This window comes from Methylobacterium amylolyticum, assembly GCF_030700245.1.
Taxonomy (GTDB): domain Bacteria; phylum Pseudomonadota; class Alphaproteobacteria; order Rhizobiales; family Beijerinckiaceae; genus Methylobacterium.
The window spans coordinates 82,241-103,528 of sequence record NZ_JAUYZI010000014.1 but is presented as its reverse complement, the minus strand read 5'-3'; the positions used below and the strand labels follow the sequence as shown (position 1 = coordinate 103,528).

General features: G+C 72.5%; 12 protein-coding genes. 8 read left to right on the top strand and 4 right to left on the bottom strand.

Annotated elements, in window-relative coordinates; genetic code table 11:
• Positions 1–67: 67 nt before the first annotated feature.
• The 4 genes from Q8W71_RS12350 to Q8W71_RS12335 form a co-directional block, all read right to left on the bottom strand.
• Positions 68–817, bottom strand: coding sequence for a hypothetical protein (locus Q8W71_RS12350; RefSeq protein ID WP_305525670.1), 750 nt, complete (start codon positions 815–817; stop codon positions 68–70).
• 93 nt (positions 818–910) lie between these two features.
• Positions 911–1,291 carry a DUF3618 domain-containing protein gene (locus tag Q8W71_RS12345; protein WP_370875397.1) on the bottom strand — a complete coding sequence of 127 codons (381 nt, stop codon included), beginning with the start codon at positions 1,289–1,291 and terminating at the stop codon, positions 911–913.
• Positions 1,292–1,337: 46 nt separating this feature from the next.
• Entirely contained in the window at positions 1,338–1,748 is a 411-nt protein-coding gene (locus Q8W71_RS12340) for a phage holin family protein (RefSeq protein WP_305525668.1), read from the bottom strand.
• A 4-nt stretch (positions 1,749–1,752) separates the two neighbouring features.
• Positions 1,753–2,301, bottom strand: a complete 549-nt coding sequence (locus Q8W71_RS12335; protein ID WP_305525667.1) for a hypothetical protein — start codon at positions 2,299–2,301, stop codon at positions 1,753–1,755.
• A gap of 381 nt (positions 2,302–2,682) precedes the next feature.
• Here Q8W71_RS12335 and Q8W71_RS12330 point away from each other — a divergent pair, with 381 nt between their 5' ends.
• From Q8W71_RS12330 to treS, 8 genes are all read left to right on the top strand, one after another.
• Entirely contained in the window at positions 2,683–4,104 is a 1,422-nt protein-coding gene (locus tag Q8W71_RS12330; RefSeq protein WP_305525666.1) for an alpha,alpha-trehalose-phosphate synthase (UDP-forming), read from the top strand.
• Between the two features lie 31 nt (positions 4,105–4,135).
• Positions 4,136–6,250: a glycogen debranching protein GlgX gene (glgX, locus tag Q8W71_RS12325; RefSeq protein ID WP_305525665.1), complete on the top strand. Its 2,115-nt coding sequence runs from the start codon at positions 4,136–4,138 to the stop codon at positions 6,248–6,250.
• Positions 6,251–6,465: 215 nt separating this feature from the next.
• Complete coding sequence (locus tag Q8W71_RS12320; protein WP_305525664.1) at positions 6,466–6,759, top strand: BrnT family toxin; 294 nt, start codon at positions 6,466–6,468, stop codon at positions 6,757–6,759.
• Positions 6,737–7,003: a CopG family antitoxin gene (locus tag Q8W71_RS12315; RefSeq protein ID WP_305525663.1), complete on the top strand. Its 267-nt coding sequence runs from the start codon at positions 6,737–6,739 to the stop codon at positions 7,001–7,003. The genes Q8W71_RS12320 and Q8W71_RS12315 overlap by 23 nt, the downstream gene beginning before the upstream one ends.
• Positions 7,004–7,331: 328 nt before the next feature.
• Complete coding sequence (treZ, locus tag Q8W71_RS12310) at positions 7,332–9,137, top strand: malto-oligosyltrehalose trehalohydrolase (protein WP_305525662.1); 1,806 nt, start codon at positions 7,332–7,334, stop codon at positions 9,135–9,137.
• Positions 9,134–14,041 carry a malto-oligosyltrehalose synthase gene (locus Q8W71_RS12305; RefSeq protein ID WP_305525661.1) on the top strand — a complete coding sequence of 1,636 codons (4,908 nt, stop codon included), beginning with the start codon at positions 9,134–9,136 and terminating at the stop codon, positions 14,039–14,041. Before treZ ends, Q8W71_RS12305 begins: the two co-directional genes overlap by 4 nt.
• Before the next feature lie 277 nt (positions 14,042–14,318).
• A complete protein-coding gene (locus tag Q8W71_RS12300; RefSeq protein ID WP_305525660.1) occupies positions 14,319–17,723 on the top strand; it encodes a maltotransferase domain-containing protein in 3,405 nt (1,134 codons plus the stop codon).
• Between the two features lie 127 nt (positions 17,724–17,850).
• Positions 17,851–21,111 carry a maltose alpha-D-glucosyltransferase gene (treS, locus tag Q8W71_RS12295; protein WP_305525659.1) on the top strand — a complete coding sequence of 1,087 codons (3,261 nt, stop codon included), beginning with the start codon at positions 17,851–17,853 and terminating at the stop codon, positions 21,109–21,111.
• The last annotated feature ends 177 nt before the right edge of the window (positions 21,112–21,288 follow it).

Below are 21,288 nucleotides of genomic sequence, written 5' to 3'. Positions count from 1 at the left end.
TCTCCCGAACCCTACTGACGCAGGGCCCACCCTCCCCCGCAGAGGGGGGAGGGAAGTGCTGTGCATCTCAGAGGTTGTGCTGCGCCCGCTCGCTCTCCGGCGGCCGCGGCGCGTCCGTGTCGGCGGCCTTGCGGACCGCGGCGTTGAGGTTGTCCGGATCGAGGGCGGTCTGGACGAACTCGCGGCCGCGGTGGGTCATCTCGCGGGCGTAGCGCAGGCCCTGGTCGCGGACCTCGTCGGCCCAGGGGCCGAGGTTGCGATCCTCCTGGCGGGTGCGCGGCAGCAGCGCCCCGAGCAGCAGGCCGGCGGCGACGCCGACCACGCCGACGAGCAGCGGGTTCTCGTCCACGAACCGCTCGACGGTGGTGCGGCCGCGGTGGAGCCCGTCCATGCCCTGGACCGTCAGGTCGTCGAGGCGGCGCAGCCCCTGGCGGTGGAGGTCGCCGACCCGGGCGCGGGCCTCGTCGGCGGCGCCGCCGATCCGCTCCTGCACCCGGTCGCGCAGGTCGCCGGCGAGGTCGGCGACCCGCTCGCGCGCCTGATCGACCCGGTCGCGCGCGTGGTCCGCGAGGCCGGCGGCCCGCTCGCCCGCGTCGCCCGCCCCGGCCCGGAGCGCGTCGGCGGTGTCCTCCACGTGGTCCTCCGCGTGGGGGCGCGGGTCGTGCAGCCCGCGCGGGTCCGGCCGCAGGGTGAAATCGCCGGCCGCCGCGCCCGGCACCGCGCGCGGGTCGGCGGTGCCGAGGGGGTCGGGGCGCAGGCCGGGGGCGCCGGGGGCGCCCGTCGGCGGGATCGGGGCGTGTCCGGGCGTGTCGGTCATGGCGGTGTCCTCGGTCGCTCCCGGCGGCGGGGCGGGAGCCGGTCAGGGGGTGACGGCCCGCGGCGGACCGGGATCCGCCGCGGGGTTCGGTCGTCAGAGCTCGGTCTTCTCGACGGGATCGTGGACCGGCCGGGCGCCGGGCGCGTCGGGGTCGTAGGTGCGGGCCGCGGGCCGGGGCGTGTCGTCGAGCACCGGGACGCGGGCGGCCGAGACCTCGGTGCGGCGCCGCTCGGCGTCGCGGGCCATGCGGCTGAACAGCAGGCCGACGCCGGCGGCGATCAGCAGCACCGGCACCGGGTTGCGCCGCACCGCGTCGAGGGCGCCGTCGTAGGCGCTGTTCAGGGCCGGCACGCGCCGGGCGTTGCCGAGCATCTCGTCCACGAGATTGGGCACCGACAGCCGGCCCTGGATGCGGTCGATCGTCTGGTCGAGCCGCGCCCGGCTCTCCTCGATCTCGCGTTCAAGATCGTTCATCGAACTCATGTCGGAACTCGCAGTGGCGTTCGCAGTGCGCTCATGCTCATCCGGAGACGCGCTCCGACAGGGCCTGGGCGTCCTGGCGGACTTGGCGCGTGGTGCGGGTCGGGGCAAGCGTCGAGAGGGACAGGACGCTGCGCGCCCACAGGGCGAGCCCGACGGCGATCACCAGCAGCACGCCGCCGACGATCAGCGCCGCGAGCCACTCGGAGCCGACGATCGTGGCGAGCCACTTCACGAAGGCGCCGATCAGCACCAGCAGGGCGACCACCGCGAACACCGCGGAGGCGACCATGCAGGCGAGCCCGGCCACGAGCTGGCGGACGTTGCCGGCCATCTCCGCCCGGAACAGGGCGATCTCCTTGCGGGCGAGCTCGTTGGTCTCGCGCAGGGCGTCGCCGACGAGGCTCTGGATGGTCGAGGCGGAGGAGCGGGGATCGGGACCGGCGGCCATGGCGTCAGGCCCGGAAGCTGTCGCGGGCGTCCCCGTCGACGGACGGGGCCTCGGGGGGCAGGCTGGACGACTTGATGAACCGGGCGGCGAGCAGGCCGGCCACGAAGGTGCCGACCGCCACCGCCACCGGCGCGCGCCGGGCGAAGGCCTCGGCCTCGCCGTAGAGATCGGAGAGGTTGCGCCGCTCGATCGAGGTGCCGAGCTGGTCGAGGCCGTCGGCGGCGCTGTCGAAGAAGGCGCGCACGTTCGGCTGGTCGCCCAGGTCGCGGCCCGAGCTGCGCAGGGACTGGGCGAGGCTGTGGACCGACTGCGCCGCGTCGCCCTTGCGCCGCTCGACGTAGTCCTGGGCCTGGAGCCGCGCCGCGTCGAGCAGGCCGCGCCCGCGCTGGGCCGCCTCGTCGGCCAGACCCTCGACGTCGCCCTGGAGGGCCCGCCACTGGGCCCGCTCGTCGGCGGAGGCGCCCGCCGGGTGGGGGTCCGCCGAGTGGGGGTCCGCCGAGTGAGGGTCCGCAGAGCCTCGGGACGGGTGCTGCGGGGACTCGGTGCCGGCCATCTCGAACAACTCCTCGGGGGCGGGGGCGTGCGGTCTCGCCGCGGCCGCCGCGACGGCTGAGTAACCGGCTGCTCCGTCGCGGGTTCCGGTCGCTCAGCCTGCGTTCAGGCGGCGCCCGGCAGAACGGCCGCGCTTGCGCCGCGGGTGCCCGGGAGGGAGCCCGGGCGCGCGGAAAGGCGCGGGGACCGGCGCGCGGAACTGGTCGAGGACAGGCCGAGCCTTTCGTCGGGACGCACCGCACGCGCCGCTTGACCCGCTCCCGGCTTCACGCTTGGGTTGGCCGAACGACGACTTTGAGGATCGCGCGCGGGGCCCGCGCGTTCTACACTCGATATCCGCGGTCGCGCCCCGGCGCGACGCATGATCCCGGAGCCGACCCGCGTGGCACGCCTTGTGATCGTATCGAACCGCGTTGCGGTCCCGGAGGAGGGCGGCAAGGCGGTCGCCGCGGGCGGGCTGGCGGTCGCCGTGAAGGAGGCGTTCACCGCCTACGAGGGGCTGTGGTTCGGCTGGAGCGGCAACATCGTCGAGGAGCCCTCCGAGGAGCCGACCCTGATCGACCGCGGCCGGGTGCAGTACGCGGTCGTCGACCTCTCGCCGCGGGACCACCTCGAGTACTACGCCGGCTTCGCCAACCGGGCGCTGTGGCCGATCATGCACTACCGGCTGGGCCTCGGCGCGTTCTCCCGCTCCGACTATTCCGGCTACAGCCGCGTCAACCGCACCTTCGCGCGGGCGCTCGCCAAGCTGGTCGAGCCCGACGACATCATCTGGGTGCACGACTACCACCTGCTGCCGCTCGCCGCCGAGCTGCGCGGCCTCGGGCTCGACAACCCGATCGGCTACTTCCACCACATCCCCTGGCCGGCCGCCGACGTGTTCAACTCGCTGCCCGCGAGCGGCGAATTGCTGCGCGCGATCGTCGATTACGACCTGATCGGCCTCCAGACCGATTCGGACGTCCAGAACCTCCAGCGCAACCTGATCGACACGCTCCGCGCCATCCCGCTCGGTGGCGGCTCGCTGATGGTCGACGGGCGGCGCACCCGCATCCGCTCGTTCCCGATCGGCATCGATGTCGCCGGATTCAAGGAGGCCGCCGCCAAGGCCGGCGCCAACAAGGTGGTGCGCGAGACGATGGCCGGCCTGCGCACCCGCAAGCTGCTGATCGGCGTCGACCGGCTCGACTATTCCAAGGGCGTGCCCGAGCGGATGGAGGCGGTGGAGAGCTTCTTCGCCTCCAACCCCGACCAGCGCGGCAACGTCACCTACATCCAGATCACCCCGAAATCCCGCAGCGAGGTGCCGGAATACGAGCAGCTCGCCCGCGAGGTGAACGAGAAGGTCGGCGAGATCAACGGCTCGCTCGGCGACCCGGCCTGGACGCCGATCCAGTACATCACCAAGGCCTACCCGCGGCCGGTGCTCGCCGGCCTGTACCGGGCGGCCCGGGTCGGCCTCGTCACGCCGATGCGCGACGGCATGAACCTCGTCGCCAAGGAGTACGTGGTCGCCCAGGCCGAGGACGATCCCGGCGTGCTGGTGCTCTCCAAGTTCGCGGGCGCGGCGCGGCAGCTCCCCGAGGCGCTGCTCGTCAACCCCTACGACCGCTTCGAGATGGCCGAGGCGATCCGCACCGCGCTCTACATGCCGAAGGCCGAGCGGCTCGCGCGCTGGCGGCCGATGGTCGAGCGCATGACCCGCGAGGACGTGGACTGGTGGGCGCGCAACTTCCTCTCGGAGCTGGAGGCCTTCCGCACCACCGAGCGCGAGCCCCCGACCGCGGCCGCCGCCGCGGAGTAGGGCGCCCGGACCGGCCCGCGAGAACCTCCGCATGATCGCCGTCGACGACGGGGTGCCAGCTCCGCTGGGCGCGCATTTCGACGGGCGCGGCGTCAACTTCGCCCTGTTCTCCGAGCACGCGACCGCGGTCGACCTCTGCCTGTTCGAGCCGGGGGAGCGCCACGAGACCCGGACCATCCGCCTGCCGGCCCGCACCGACGACGTGTGGCACGGGTATCTGCGCGGCGTGCTGCCCGGCCAGCTCTACGGCTACCGGGTGCACGGGCCCTGGGATCCGGCGCAGGGGCACCGCTTCAACGCCTCCAAGCTGGTGCTCGACCCCTACGCCCGCGAGATCCAGGGCCGGATCCGCTGGCACGACGCGCTCTACGGCCACCGCCGCGGCAGCGGGCGCGAGGACCGGATCGACCGCCGCGACAGCGCGGTCTACATGCCGCGCTGCGTCGTGGCCGCCCCCGACGGCCCGGATCTCGGGCCGCACCCGCGGCCCCGGCCGCTCCACGAGACGGTGATCTACGAGGCCCACGTCAAGGCGCTCACCCGCACCCATCCCGACGTGCCGGAGGCCGAGCGCGGCACCTACGCGGCGCTGGCCCACCCGGCGATCATCGAGCATCTCGTGAAGCTCGGCGTCACCGCGCTGGAACTGCTGCCGATCCAGGCGTTCGCCGACGACCGCTTCCTGGTCGAGCGGGGCCTCGTGAACTTCTGGGGCTACCAGCCCTACGGCTACTTCGCCCCCGATCCGCGCTACCTCGGCGAGGGCGGGGTCGGCGGTCTCAAGGCGGCGATCCGCGAACTGGCCGCCGCCGGGATCGAGACCTGGCTCGACGTGGTCTACAACCACACCGCCGAGGGCGACCACACCGGACCGACCCTGGCGTTCCGCGGCATCGACAACGCCAGCTACTACAAGCTCGACGCGGGCGACCGCCGCCGCTACCTCGACTGCACCGGCTGCGGCAACACCTTCGACGCGAGCCACCCGCGGGTGATGCAGCTCGTCCTCGACTCCCTGCGCCACTGGGTCACCGCCTACGGCATCGCGGGCTTCCGGTTCGACCTCGCCTCCTCGCTGGGGCGCTCGCCCCTGGCCTTCGACCCGCGGGCCGCCTTCTTCCAGGCCGCGGCGCAGGACCCGGTGCTCGCCCGGGTCAAGCTCGTGGCCGAGCCCTGGGACATCGGCGAGGGCGGCTACCGGCTCGGCGGCTATCCCCGCGGCTGGAGCGAGTGGAACGACCGCTTCCGCGACGCGGCCCGCGGCTTCTGGCGGGGCGATTCCGGCACGCTCGCCAAGCTCACCCAGGGGCTGACCGGCTCGCGCGAGACCTTCGGGCCCTCCGGCCGCTCGCCGCTCGCCAGCGTCAACTTCATCGCGAGCCACGACGGCTACACGCTCGCCGACGTGGTGGCCTACGAGGAGAAGCACAACGCGGCCAACGGCGAGGAGAACCGCGACGGCCACGGCCACAACGTCTCCTGCAACTACGGCGTCGAGGGCGACACCGACGATGCCGAGATCCTGGCCGTGCGCGCCCGCCAGAAGCGCAACATGCTGGCGACGGTGATGCTGGCCCAGGGCGTGCCGATGCTGCTGATGGGCGACGAGCGCTCGCGCTCCCAGGGCGGCAACAACAACGCCTACTGCCAGGACAACCCGACGAGCTGGATGGACTGGACGAGCGACCCCGACCCCGCGCTCACCCCGTTCGTCGCCAACCTGCTGGCGCTCCGCCGCGCGCAGGCGGCCCTGCGCCGCCGCACCTTCTTCACCGGCGCCCTGGTCGATCCCGACGAGCCCCTGCGCGACGTGCACTGGCTCGACCCCGACGGGACCGAGATGGTCGGGGAGGATTGGGGCGACGACGGCCGCCGGGTGTTCGGCATGCAGATCGGCAACGACCGGACCGAGGGCGACCGCCTGCTGATCCTGTTCAACGCGGATGAAGGCCCCCACGACTTCCGCCTCGAGCCGGTGATCGGCGGGGCGTGGACCCCGGTCTTCGACACGACGCTCCCCACCGGCGCCGTGGGCCCCGGCGCGACCGCCTACGAGGCCGGCGGCACCGTGCCGCTGCCCGGCCGCTCGGTGCTGGTGCTCACGGCCTCGGGGGCGGCGACGGGGTGGATGCCGGGCGGGGCCTGAGTCCCGCACCATCCGGTGGTGCCGCCGGTCCGGACCGCGAAGCGTGCGGAGACGCGGCCCGGCTCGCCTCTCCGATCGTGAACTCGTGCGATGCCAGGGCCCGGAAAACACGGTCTCCGGTGAGCGCGGCTCGCTGTCGCGGGCGAACGAGAGCGCCGACGGCCTCACGCATTGTGTTGCTTTTGTATACACAAAAGGGCATCGGGGACGGTACCGTGGCGATCGGGGGCTTCGATTGGGACGACGGCAACTGGCCCAAATGCGGCAAGCACGGCGTTTCCCGGCACGAGATCGAATACATCCTGCGGAACAGTCCTCGCGTCAGACCGGACCGACAAGGTGGTGCGGAAGTCCGCTTCGATGCCGTCGGCGTGACGGCGGATAACCGGCACGTCTTCGTCGTGTTCACACTCCGCGAGCAGGGAGGGACGACGCTGATACGTCCGATATCGGCCCGCTACATGCACCGCAGGGAGATCGACACCTATGACCGGACCCGAGAAGCTTAAGCCGTTTCCTGTCCATGCCACCGACGAGGCGGCCGAGCGTTTCGTCGACACCGCAGATCTGTCCGAATATGATTTCTCCGATTTCAAGCCCATGCGGTTCGAGTTCGAGAAGAAGGCGGCCGCATTGAACATGCGGATCCCGCAGCCGCTCCTCGACGCTGTGAAGGCCAAGGCCAAGGCCAAGGGCATCCCGTTCACGCGGTACGTCCGCATGCTGATCGAGCAGGATGTCACCCGGCCGTAACGGCCGCGGCCGGCCGAAGCGGGTGGGCGGGTGGGACATCCTTCGCATCGCTGACACGCCGTCCGCGCATGACGGATGGAGGGCCGCGTCCGGCCGACAGCCGCACCGGCCCCGGCGTTGCGTGGGCACCCCGCGAGCCGCAGGGCCGGACGGCCGCGCCCTGTTCTACCGCGCCTAAAGCCGCGCCCGGCCGTTGCCGCCGCCGGCCGTCGCCATAGGTGCGATTCCGGGAACCGGATCGGCGCCGGGGCCTTCTCCCCCACGACGAACCGCGGCCCCGCTTCGATGGCGGACCGGGCGCGCGGACGACAGCGAGGATGGCGGCCTGATGCGGCGTGCCCACAGCATGGAGTTCGGGGCCGAGATGGTGGCGGGCGGCGTCCGCTTCGCCCTCTGGGCTCCGACCGCGCAGCGCGTCGACCTCGTGGTCGATGGGGCGGACCACCCGATCCCCGAATCCGGCGGCGGCTGGCGGCGCACGGCCCTGCCCGGGGTCAAGGCCGGCGCCCGCTACGGATTCCGCATCGACGGCGACCTCGTGGTGCCCGACCCCGCCTCGCGCTTCCAGCCGGAGGACGTGTCCGGCCTGTCCGAGGTGATCGACCCGCGGGGCTTCGCCTGGACCGACGACGCCTGGACCGGCCGGCCCTTCGAGGAGGCGGTGATCTACGAGTGCCACGTCGGCACGGCGACGCCGGAGGGCACCTATGCCGGCCTGGAGAAGCGGCTGCCCGACCTGAAGGCGCTGGGCGTGACCGCGATCGAGCTCCTGCCGCTCGCCGACTTCAAGGGCACCCGCAACTGGGGCTACGACGGCGTGCAGCCCTACGCCCCCGACGCCGCCTACGGCCGGCCCGACGACCTCAAGCGCCTGATCGACGCCGCCCACGGCCTCGGGCTGATGGTCTACCTCGACGCGGTCTACAACCACTTCGGCCCGGCCGGGAACTACCTCCACGCCTACGCCAAGACGTTCTTCACCGAGCGCCACCAGACCCCCTGGGGCGCGGGGATCAACTTCGACGGCAAGGACGGCGGCGCGGTGGTGCGGCAGTTCTTCATCCAGAACGCCCTGTACTGGCTGGAGGAGTATCATTTCGACGGCCTGCGCTTCGACGCCGTCCACGCGATCCTCGACGATTCCCCCCGGCACTTCCTGGCCCAGCTCGGCGAGACGGTCCGCAAGACGTTTCCGGGTCGCCAGATCCACCTGATGCTGGAGAACGAGGCCAACCAGGCGCGCTGGCTGGAGCGCGACGCCGCCGGGCGCCCGCGGATGCACGACGCCCAGTGGGCGGACGACCTGCACCATTGCTGGCACGTGCTGCTGACGGGCGAGGATGCCGGCTACTACGAGAGCTTCGCCGACAAGCCGGTGGAGCGGCTGGCCCGCTGCCTCGCGGAGGGCTTCGCCTACCAGGGCGAGCCGTTCAAGACGCTCGACAACCACCCCCGCGGCGAGCCCTCGGCGCACCTGCCGCCCTCGGCCTTCGTGACCTTCCTCCAGAACCACGATCAGGTCGGCAACCGGGCGCTCGGCGAGCGGCTCTCCCACCTCGCCGATCCGAAGAAGCTCGACCTCGCCCGGGCGGGCCTCCTGCTCAGCCCCCAGATCCCGATGCTGTGGATGGGGGAGGAGTGGTCGGCCTCGGCGCCGTTCCTGTTCTTCGTCGACTTCGCCCCCGACGCGGATCTCAACAAGGCGGTGCGCGACGGGCGCCGCCGCGAGTTCAAGAGCTTCGCCGCCTTCGCCGACGACACCTCGAAGATCCCCGACCCCACCGAGGCCGCGACCTTCGAGGCCTCGAAGCTCGACTGGTCGGAGCGGGAGCGCTCGCCCCACCGGGAGGTGCTGGCCGAGACGACGCGGCTGCTCGGCCTGCGGCGCGACGTGGTGGTGCCGCTGGCCAAGTCCGGCTACCGCGGCGCCGCCGCGACCCTGCCCCGGCCAGACGTGGTTGACTGCACCTGGACCTTCGCGGCCGGCACCCTGCGCTTCGTCGCCAATGTCGGGGCCGAGCCGTTCGCCGTCGAAGCGGGCGGGGCTCAGGTGGTGTGGACCAACGCGCCCGGCGGGAGCGGAAGCGATCTGCCGGGCTGGACCGGCGTGTTCCTGACGGAGTCCCGCGCGTGAGCGGTGTGTACGAGACCCTAGCCGATCTCGTCGGCGTCGCGGCGGGCTACACCGACGCCTTCGGCAAGCCGGTCGAGACGCCCCTGGAGGTCCGGCGCGGCCTGCTCGCCGCCCTCGGCTTCCCGGTGGAGGACGAGGCGGCGGCCGCGCGCAGCCTCGCCGCGGTCGAGGCCCTGCGCCGCGGGCCGGTGCCGCCGCTGATCCCCGTCGAGGCGCGGCGCGCCGCGCGGGTGCCGGTGCGTGGGGTGCGGGGGACGCTGACGTGGCGCCTCGTCGACGAGCGCGGCGCCGCGCGCGAGGGCCGCGCCGCCCTCGACGGGCCCGAGCCGGGCTTCGACCTGCCGCCGCTGACCCCGGGCTACCACCGCCTCGCGGTGCAGGCCGGCGAGACCCGCGCCGAGGCCTTCGTGATCGCCGCGCCGCAGCGCTGCTGGCGCCCGTCCGCCTACGCCGAGGAGGGGACCGGCGACTGGGGGCTCGCCGCGCAGCTCTACGGCCTGCGCTCGGCCGGCAATATCGGCATCGGCACCTACGCGGATGCGGGGGAGGCGGCCCGCGAGGCGGCCCTGCGCGGGGCGGACTTCTTAGGTTTGAGCCCGGTCCACGCCCTATTCGGGTCCGACCGCACCAAGATCTCGCCCTACTCGCCCTCCTCGCGCCTGTTCCTGGAGACCCTGTTCATCGCACCCCGGTCGCTGCCGGGGCTCGCCGGCTCCCGCGCGGCCGCGCTCCTCGACGAGCGCGCCCCGCGGGTCGCGGCCCTGCGCGAGGCGGCGCTCGTCGATCACCAGGGCGTGGCCGAGGTGCTCGATCCGGTGCTGCGCGCGCTCTGGGCGGACTCGCCCGCCCGCGCCGGCACCGACGCGGAGTTCGACCGGTTCCGCGCCGAGGGCGGCGCCGACTTGGAGGCGCACGCCGTCTTCGAGGCCCTGTCCGAGCACTTCAAGGCCCGCGGCGCGCACTGGCTCGGGGACTGGCCGGAGGCGTACCGCCGCGCCGGCACCGAGGCGGTCCGGGCCTTCGCCGCGGAGAACGCCGAGGCGGTGGGCTACCACGCGTGGCTCCAGTTCCTCGCCGACCGGCAGCTCGCGCAAGCCTCCGAGGCGGCACTCGCGGCGGGCATGCGGGTCGGGCTCTACCGCGACCTCGCGGTGGGCGCCGACCGGGGCGGCTCCGAGATCTGGTCGCACCCCGAGCGCTTCGCCGACCGCGTCTCGATCGGCGCGCCGCCCGACCTGCTGGCGCCCAAGGGCCAGAACTGGGGCCTTCCGGCCTTCGACCCGCTGGAGATGGAGCGGAACGGGCTCGCGGCCTTCCGCGCGCTGGTGCGGGCCAACATGCGCCACGCCGGCGCGATCCGCATCGACCACGCCTTCCAGCTCGCCCGGCTGTTCCTGATCCCGCTGGGGGAGGGCGCGCACGCGGGCGCCTACCTCGCCATGCCGTTCGAGCCGATGCTCGCGGTGCTGCGGCTGGAGAGCCACCGGGCCAAGTGCCTCGTCATCGCCGAGGATCTGGGCACCGCGCCGGAGGGCTTCTCGGACGCGCTGATGCGGGCCGGCGTGCTGAGCTACCGCATCCTCGCCTTCGAGCGCGAGGGCGACGGCCGCTTCAAGCCGCCGGGCGCCTATCCGCGCGACGCGCTGACCGCCATCACCACCCACGACCTGCCGACCTTCGTCGGCTGGTGGCGCGGCGTCGACACCGACACGCGCCAGTCGCTCGGGCTGTACGACGGCGACCGGGCCGAGGCCGAGCGCGCCGAGCGGGTGACCGAGCGCCACCGGCTGTCCGAGGCCCTGGCGGGCGAGCAGTTGCTGCCGCAGGCCGAGCCCCCCGAGGCCGCCCCGTTCGAGGCCGCCGCCCGCTACCTCGCCCGCGCGCCCGCGATCCTCACCGCCGTCCAGTACGAGGACGTGGTCTCCGAACTCGCCCAGGCCAACGTGCCGGGCTCGACGGAGGGCTACCCGAACTGGCGGCGCAAGCTCGACCGGGAGCTCGCCGACATCGCCGCCCCCGGCGGGCCGCTCGCCAAGCTCGCCGCCGCCCTCTCGGCGGAGGGGCGCGGGGCCCGCTCCGGCGCGTCGCGGCTCGCCGCGCCGCCGCCGCGGGCGACCTACCGCCTCCAGTTCCACAAGGGTTTCTCGTTCGCCGACGCGGAAGCGATCGTCCCGTACCTGAAGAAGCTCGGGATCAGCCACGTCTACGCCTCGCCGCTCCAGAAGGCCCGGCCCGGCTCGACCCACGGCTACGACATCGTCGACCACGGCGAGATCAACCCGGAACTCGGCGGCGAGGCGGGCTTCGTGCGCCTCTCCGACGCCCTGCACGCCCACGGCCTGAAGCTGCTGCTCGACATCGTGCCGAACCACATGGGGGTGGGCGGCGCCGACAACCCGTGGTGGCTCTCGGTGCTCGAATGGGGGGCGCTCTCGCCCTTCGCCCACGCCTTCGACATCGACTGGCAGCGGCTCGGCGCCGGGCGCAACCTCGTGATCCCGTTCCTCGGCAGCCGCTACGGCGAGGCGCTGGAGACCGGCACGCTGGAGCTGAAGTTCGACGCGGAGAAGGGCGCCTTCAGCGTCTGGCACTACGAGCACCAGTTCCCGATCCGGCCCCTGAGCTACCCGACGATCCTCAACCGGGTGCTCGCCGCGCTCGGCGCGGTGGACGACGACACCACCGCCGAACTGCTGGCGATCTCCGAGCGCTTCCGCGCCATGTCGATCGACACCGACGAGGCCCGCCGCCGGGAGTTCCCGGAGGAGGCCGAGACCCTGAAGGCGCGGCTCGCGGCGGTCTACGCCGCCGCGCCGCTGATCCGCGAGGCCACGGACCGGACGCTCGCGCTCCTCAACGGCTTCAAGAGCCGGCCCGACAGCTTCGGGCCGCTGCACCGGCTCTTGGAGGCGCAGGCCTACCGGCTGGCCCACTGGCGGGTGGCGTCGAGCGACATCAACTACCGCCGGTTCTTCGACGTGAACTCGCTCGCCGGCCTGCGGGTGGAGAAGTCCGACATCTTCCACCGCTCGCACGAGACGGTGTTCCGGCACGTCGCGGAGGGCCGGATCGACGGCCTGCGCATCGACCACATCGACGGGCTCGCCGACCCGCTGGGCTACGCCCGCGCCCTCCAGGCGGCGGTCGGGCCAGGCTTCTACGTGGTGGTGGAAAAGATCCTGGAGCCCGGCGAGCGGCTGCGGCCCTGGCCGGTGGCCGGCACCACCGGTTACGACGTGCTCAACCAGCTCGACGGGCTGCTCGTCGACCGGGGCAAGCAGGGGCGGATCCAGCGCCTCTACGCCTGGGCGACCGGGATGGACGAGCCCTACGGCTTCCAGCTCCGCGCCGCCAAGGCCGAGATCCTGGAGATCAGCTTCGCGAGCGAGCTGGAGGTGCTGACCTCCGACCTCAAGGAAGTGGCCGACGCCGACCGGCGCACCCGCGACTTCACCGTCAACGCCCTGCGCCGGGCGCTGATCGAGATCATCGCCCGCTTCCCCACCTACCGCAGCTACCTGCCCCCGAACCTGGAGGAGGGCGAGGTCGAGCCCGAGGACGTGCGGCTGATCGAGGGCGCGGTCGCCAAGGCCAAGCGCTGGTCGGGGCTGCCCGACCGCTCGGTCCACGACTTCGCCCGGGACGTGATGCTCGGGCGCGTCGAGACGGCGGGCCCCGGCCGGCCGGACCCGGGCGTCGTGCTGCGCTTCCGCCGCCGCTTCCAGCAGCTCACCGGGCCGGTGATGGCCAAGAGCCTGGAGGACACGCTGTTCTACCGGTACGCGTGCCTGCTCGGCCTCAACGAGGTCGGCGGCGATCCCGGCGAGTACGGCCTCGACACGGAGCACTTCCACGACCTCCAGGCGGCCCGCGCCCGCGACTGGCCGAACGCGATGATCGCGACCGCCACCCACGACACCAAGCGCGGCGAGGATGCCCGCACCCGGCTGCTGGCGCTGTCCGAGATGCCGGAGGGCTGGGCCGGCGCCTGGGACCTGTGGCAGCGGCTCGCTGGCCCGCACCTGTCGCGCATCGACGGCGAGCCGGCCCCCGATTCCAACGACCAGTGGATGTTCTTTCAAGGCATCCTGGGGGCGTGGCCGCTGGAACTCATGGACGGCGAGGCGCCCGAGGCGGTCGAGGCGTTCCGGGAGCGCCTGAACGCCTACAGCGAGAAGGCGATGCGCGAGGGCAAGCGCCGCTCGTCCTGGGTGAACGTCGACGAGGTCTACGAGGGCACGGTCCGCAAGCTGTTCGAGGCGCTGATCGCCCCGGGCTCGGACTTCCTGCGCGAGCTCAGGCCGTTCGCCAGGAAGCTCGGCCATCTCGGCATGCTGGCCGGGCTCGGGCGCACGGTGCTCAAGTGCACCCTGCCGGGCCTGCCCGACACCTACCAGGGCACCGAGATCTGGGACTTCTCGTTCGTCGATCCCGACAACCGTCGGCCGGTGGACTACCCGGCCCTGGAGCGGATGCTGGCGGAGGCGGGCGAGGTCGCCCCGCTGCTGGCGCACTGGCCGGACGGCCGGGTCAAGCAGGCGACGCTCGCGCGCCTCCTCGCCGAGCGGGCGGACCGGCCCGGTTTCTACGCCGGGGCCGGCTACGAGCCGGTGGCGGCGCGGGGCGCGCGGGCGGCCCACGTGCTGGCCTACCGGCGCACCGACCCGGACGCGGAGGACGGCGACCTGTTCGTGGCGGTGCCGCGCCTCGTCTCCGGCCTGCTCGGAGACCTCTCGGGGGAGACGGTGTGGTCTGGCGAGGCGTTCGCGGGCACCGCGGTCGACCTCGGCGACGGCACGCGCTGGCGCGACATCGTCACCGGGCGGAGCGTGGAGGGGGCGGAGGCCGATCTCGGCCACCTGTTCCGCGACCTGCCCTACGCGGTGCTGCGCCGGACGGCGTGAGGGACGGGGCATCCCACCAGCCGCCCTCGTCCTGAGGTGCCCCTTGCCCCGGCAAGGGGCCTCGAAGGAGACCTCCAGAAGCCACTGCGACCCCTGGAGGGCTCCTTCGAGGCCGCTGACGCGGCACCTCAGGATGAGGGGGTGGACGGGACGGTCGGACGAGCCCCGTGACGGCACGCCGTCATGGAACGGCGGATAGAACGCCCCCGGCGTCACCGCCCGGTCGGCACACCGGCGCGGTTCGGGCGTTACGAGACACGTGAGGGAGAGGGCCAGCATGAACGCACCGACCAGAGCCGCCGCGACCGTCCCGGCGGCGGGTGCCGAGGGGACCGGGTCGGCCGCGCTGCCGTCGGGGCTGGCGCCGCGCGCCGCGGGGCCGCGGATCTACAACCTGTTCCCGCTGCTGGTCGGGCGCGTCGCGGACTGGGCGGCGGAGCTGCCGCGGATCGCGGGCCTCGGCTTCGACTGGGTCTACCTCAACCCGTTCCACCAGACCGGCGGCTCGCGCAGCCTCTACGCGGTGGCCGACCCCGAGCGGCTCGACGAGCGCTTCCGCGACGGCGACGGCGCGCCCGACGACGAGCAGGTCCGCCGCTTCTGCGCCGCCGCCCGCGCGGCCGGCCTGTCGGTGATGACCGACCTCGTCATCAACCACACCGCCGACGACGGGCGGCTGGCGCGCGCGCGGCCCGACCTGTTCCTGAAGGACGCGGACGGTTCGATCCTGCACCCGGAGGCGGTTGATCCCGACGACCCGACGATCAAGACGGTCTGGGGCGATCTCGCCGAACTCGACTACCACAACGCCGGCCCCCGGGACGAGCTGACCCGGATCTGGGGCGCCTACGTCGCCCACCTCCAGGATCTCGGCGTGGCGGGCTTCCGCTGCGACGCCGCCTACAAGGTGCCGCCGGAGGTGTGGCGGGCGCTGATCGGCGCGGCCAAGGGGCGCGATCCCGCCTGCCTGTTCGCCGCGGAGACGCTCGGCTGCACCTTCGAGGAGGCGCGGGCCACGGCGGGGGCCGGCTTCGACTACCTGTTCAACTCGTTCGCGTGGTGGGACCTCCAGAAGCCCTGGGCGCTGGAGCAGTACGAGCGGCTGCGCGTGCTCGCGCCCTCGATCGCGTTCCCCGAGAACCACGACATGCCGCGCCTCGCGGCCGGGATCGGCGATGGGCCCGAGGCGGTCGCAGCCGCGCTCCGCACCCGCTACGCGCTCGCCGCCTTCTTCTCGGCCGGCGTGCTGATGCCGATCGGCTACGAGTGGGGCTACCGCCGGGCGCTGCACGTGGTCGAGACCACCCCGCGCGACCGCGAGAACGACACGGGCATCGACATCTCGGCCTACGTCCGCGCGATCAACGCCCTCCGGGCGGAACTGCCCGCCGCCAACGTCGAGGGCGCGCAGATGCGGATCTCGGCGCCCGACGGCGACCTCGTGGCGCTCGCCCGCTTCGACACCGGCCATCCGGCCTCGGCGCGCCACGCGCTGCTCGTGCTCTACAACCCGTCGAGCCGGCCGCTGCCGGTGGATGCCGGCGTCCTCATCGCCCGCACCGGCGGCATGCTCGGGCCCTTCGTCGACCGCACGCCCGACGCCGAGCCGATCGCCTTCCATCCCGGCAGCGCCGTCGACCTCGCCCCCGGCGAGCTGCGCATCCTCGGCGCGGAGGCCGCCGCGGTGGCCCGGCAGCCCTCCCGGGGGCGGCCGACCGGCGAGGGCCGGATCGTGATCGAGGCGGTGAGCCCGGAACTCGACGGCGGCCGCTCGGCGGTGAAGCGGGTGGTGGGCGAGGGAGTCCGTGTCGAGGCCGACATCTTCTCCGACGGCCACGAGATCATCGACGCGGCGATCCTGTCGCGGATCGTGGGCGAGACCGCGTGGCGCGAGGACCCGATGGTCTTCGTCGACAACGACCGCTGGGCGGGCACATTCCCGCTGGAGCGCAACGCCCGCTACGAGTTCACGGTGATCGCGTGGCGCGACCCGTTCTCGTCCTGGGTGCGCGACACCCTGAAGAAGCGCGCCGCGGGCGTCGACGTGCGCCTGGAGACGATCGAGGGCGTGACGCTGGTCGAGACCGCGGCCTCGCTAGCCAAGGGGCGCGCGACGGGGCGGGATGCGGAGCGGCTCGCCGCCCTGGTCCAGGCGCTCGCGGCGGAGGAATCCGGCTCCTCGGCGCAGCTCGACCGCATCCTCCAGCCCGATGCCGCCCGGCTGGTGCGCGCCAACGTCGAGCGGGTGAACCTCTCCCGCTACCCCGTCACCGCCCCGGTGATCGCCGACCGCCTCGCGGCCCGGTTCTCCGCCTGGTACGAGATCTTCCCGCGCTCGCAGTCGATGGATCCCAACCGCCACGGCACCTTCGACGACGTGATCGCCCGCCTGCCCGAGATCCGCGAGCTCGGCTTCGACGTGCTGTACTTCACGCCGATCCACCCGGTCGGGCGCACCAACCGCAAGGGCAAGAACAACACCCTGAAGGCCGAACCCGGCGATGTCGGCTCGGTATACGCGGTGGGCACGGAGGAGGGCGGCCACGAGGCCGTGCACCCCGACCTCGGCACGCTCGCGGATTTCGAGCGCTTGGTCGCCGCGAGCCACGCCTACGGCATGGAGGTGGCGCTCGACTTCGCCATCCAGTGCTCCCCCGACCACCCCTGGATCAAGGACCACCCGGAGTGGTTCGAGTGGCGCCCCGACGGGACGCTCAAGTTCGCCGAGAACCCGCCGAAGAAGTACGAGGACATCTCCAACGTCCACTTCTACGGCGGCGCGCTGCCCTCGCTGTGGATCGAGCTGCGCGACATCCTGCTCGGCTGGTGCGCCCGGGGCGTGCGCATCTTCCGGGTCGACAACCCGCACACCAAGCCGATCCCGTTCTGGGAATGGGTGCTCGCCGAGGTCAACGGCCAGTATCCGGACGCGATCTTCCTCGCCGAGGCCTTCACCCGGCCGAAGATGATGAAGAAGCTCGCCAAGGCCGGCTACCAGCAGAGCTACACCTACTTCACGTGGCGCAACACGAAGCAGGAGCTGACCGAGTACGCCCTGGAGCTGGCCGGCGAGATGGGCGAGTACTACCGCCCGAACTTCTTCGCGAACACGCCCGACATCAACCCCTACTATCTCCAGACCAGCGGGCGGGCGGGCTTCGTGGTGCGCGCGACGCTCGCCGCGACGCTGTCCTCGGTCTACGGCATCTACAACGGCTTCGAGATGTGCGAGGCCGCCCCCTACCCGGGCAAGGAAGAGTACCTGAACTCGGAGAAGTACGAGCTGAAGGCCTGGGACTACCACCGCCCCGGCAACATCCGCGAGCACATCATCAAGCTCAACAAGATCCGCCGCGAGAACCCGGCGCTGTGGGACTTCCGCAACGTCCACTTCACCGGCGCCTGGAACGACAACATCGTCGCCTACGCCAAGACCACGCCCGAGCGCGACAACTGCGTGTTCACCATGGTCAACCTCGACCCGAAGAACCGGCAGGAATGCACCTACGAGGTGCCGCTGTGGCTGCTCGGCCTGCCGGACGACGGCGCGGTCGAGGTCGAGGACCTGCTCCAGGGCTACCGGTTCGAATTGCGCGGCAAGTCGCACCGGATCGCGCTCGATCCCGCCGACCGCTCCTGCGTCATCTGGCGCCTGCGGGTGCCGCGGCGGGTTGCGGGCTGAGGCGGCCCGTGGCACCTGCGGCGGCCAGACCGCCCGCGGCCCGGTCCAGGGTCCGTTCCAAGACATGTCCGCCGGTCCGCCGGGACCGGCCCCGTCACCCCCGATTCGACGACGAGGCAGCCACGCGATGATCGATCGCAGCGATCCGCAATGGTACCGTGACGCCATCATCTACCAGATCCACGTCAAGTCGTACTTCGACGCGAACAACGACGGGATCGGCGACTTCGAGGGGCTGACGCAGCGGCTCGACTACGTGCGCGACCTCGGCGTCACGGCGATCTGGCTGATGCCGTTCTACCCCTCGCCGCTGCGCGACGACGGCTACGACATCGCCGACTACGAGGGCATCAACCCCTCCTACGGCACGATGGAGCAGTTCCGCGCCTTCGTGGAGGCCGCCCACGCGCGCGGCCTGCGGGTCATCACCGAGCTCGTCATCAACCACACCTCGGACCAGCACCCCTGGTTCCAGGCCGCCCGCGAGGCGCCCGCCGGCTCGCCGGAGCGCGACTTCTACGTCTGGTCGGACACCGACACGCCGTACAAGGACACGCGCATCATCTTCCTCGACACCGAGGCGTCGAACTGGACCTGGGACCCGGTCGCCAAGCAGTATTTCTGGCACCGGTTCTACAGCCACCAGCCCGACCTCAACTTCGACAACCCGCGGGTGCTCGAAGCGGTCATCGCGACGATGCGCTACTGGCTCGACATGGGCGTCGACGGCCTGCGGCTCGACGCGATCCCCTACCTGATCGAGCGTGACGGCACGAACTGCGAGAACCTCAAGGAGACCCACGACGTCATCAAGAAGATCAGGGCTGCGCTCGACGCGAGCTACCCCGACCGCATGCTGCTGGCCGAGGCCAACCAGTGGCCGGAGGAGACCGCGCAGTATTTCGGCGACGGGGACGAGTGCCACATGGCATTCCACTTCCCGCTGATGCCGCGGATGTACATGGCGATCGCCCGCGAGGACCGGCACCCGATCACCGACATCATGCGCCAGACCCCGGAGATTCCCGAGGGCTGCCAGTGGGCGATCTTCCTGCGGAATCACGACGAGCTGACCTTGGAGATGGTCACGGCGGAAGAGCGTGATTACCTCTGGTCGTTCTACGCCGCCGAGCGCCGCGCCCGGATCAACCTCGGCATCCGCCGCCGCCTCGCGCCGCTCCTCGAGAACGACCGGCGCAAGATCGAATTGATGAAGTCCCTCGTCCTGTCGATGCCCGGCACGCCGGTGCTCTACTACGGCGACGAGATCGGCATGGGCGACAACATCTACCTCGGCGACCGCGACGGGGTGCGCACGCCGATGCAGTGGTCGCCCGACCGCAACGGCGGCTTCTCCCGGGCCAACCCGCAGCGGCTGTACCTGCCGGCGATCCAGGACCCGATCTACGGGTTCGACGCGATCAACGTCGAGGCGCAGGTCCAGGCGCAGACGAGCCTCCTGAACTGGACGCGGCGGATGATCGCCATCCGCAACAACAGCGTCGCGCTGGGCCGCGGCTCGATCCAGTTCCTGTACCCGGCGAACCGCAAGGTGCTCGCCTGGATCCGCGAGTACGAGAACGAGCGGGTCCTGTGCGTGGCCAACCTGTCGCGCGCGCCCCAGGCGGTGCAGCTCGATCTGGCCGAGTTCCGCACCGCCGTGCCGGTGGAGCTGACCGGCGGCACCGAGTTCCCGCCGATCGGCGACCTGCCCTACCTGCTGACCCTGCCGGCCTACGGGTTCTACTGGTTCGGCCTCTCGGCGGCCCGCTCCGGCGCGGTCGGTCCCCAGCAGGAGCCGCCGGAGCTGTTCACCCTGGTGCTCACCGGGGGGATCGAGACCCTGATGGCGGGCCGCGAGCGCGTGGCCTTCGAGCGCACGGTGGTGCCGCCCTTCCTGGCGAGCCGGCGCTGGTTCGGCGCCAAGGGCTCGCGCATCAAGACGACGAAGGTGATCGACTGCGCCGTCCTGACGGACGAGGACGGCGGCGCCCGCTTCCTGCTGCCGCGGCTCAACGTGCAGCTCGCCAACGGCGAGACCCACGAGTACTTCGTCCCCGTGGGCGTCGACGAGGGCCGCGAGGACGCGGACCTGATGGAGTTCGCCGTCGCCCGGGTCCGCCGCGGCCCGCGCACCGGCCTGCTCTACGGCGCCGCCGGCTCGAACGGCTTCGCCGCCCGGCTGATCGAGGACATGCGCGCGGGCGCCGAGATCCCCAGCGAGCGCGGCAAACTCGTCTTCGCCACGACCTCCGCCTTCGACCCCGCGGTGACGGTCGACCCCGCCGACATCCGGCGCCTCAAGGCCGAGCAGAGCAACACCTCGATCGCGGTGGGCTCGAAGATGATGCTCAAGCTGCTGCGCCGCCTGCAACCGGGAATGCATCCCGAGATCGAGATCGGCCGCTTCCTCACCGAGGAGGCGGGCTTCGCCAACACCCCGGCGCTGCTCGGCACCCTGGAGCACGTGGCCGAGGACGGCACCCGCACGGCGCTCGCCGTGCTCCAGAAGTTCGTCCTCAACCAGGGCGATGCCTGGACGCTGATGCTGGAGGGGCTGCGGCGCGACTTCGAGACCGTGGTGCTCGCCCCCGAGAGCGAGGCGGCGGCCCCGGAGGAGGCGTTCCACGCCCACGGCCGCTGGGCCGACCTGCTCGGGCGGCGCACCGCCGAGATGCACGCCGCCTTCGCGATCGACACCCCCGACCCGGCCTTCGCCGCCGAAGCCTTCGCGGAATCCGACCTGGAGACGCTCGCCCGCGACGCCCGCCACCAGGCCGAGCGCGCGTTCGGGGCGCTGAAGGGGCTCGCCGCCCGCGGCCTCGACGCCGGCCGGCCGGCCTGCGCCGCGCTCAGCGGGCGCCGGGTCGAGGTCGAGGCGCTGATCGACCGCCTCACCCGCGACGCGCCGCGGGGCGCCCACAAGATCCGGATCCACGGCGACTACCATCTCGGGCAGGTGCTGGTGGCCGACAGCGACCTGATCATCGTCGACTTCGAGGGCGAGCCCTCGCGGCCGGCCGACGAGCGGCGGCAGAAGTCGATGCCGCTGCGCGACGTGGCAGGGATGCTGCGCTCCTTCGCCTACGGCGCCGAGACGGTGATCCGCGAGATCAGCGGCCGCTTCGCCGACACCGAGGACCGGGCGCGGGCCGCGGCCACCGCGTGGCGCGCCATGATCGATGCCGCCTTCCTCGCCGGTTACGACGCGGCGGCGGCCGACAGCCGCGCCGCCGTGACCGACCCGGGCACGCGCGACCGGCTGCTGAAGCTCTGCCTGCTGACGAAGGCCCTCTACGAGGTCGATTACGAGGCCAACAACCGCCCGGACTGGATCGAAATCCCCGCAACCGGGGTTCTCACCATTCTGGACGAGGACGCGCGCTAGGACGTCGCGCGGCCGAAACACGGACCTGGAGCCGGGCCCGGGCGCGACGCCGTCCGGACCCGCACCAGGTTGCGCCCGATCCGCGGGAAGCGGGCGGGTATCCCGAAAACCCTGGTTCTCCGCGCCCTCTCACGCCGAACCGGCGGCCCATTCGGCGGAGAGCGCTCCAGCCCGGAA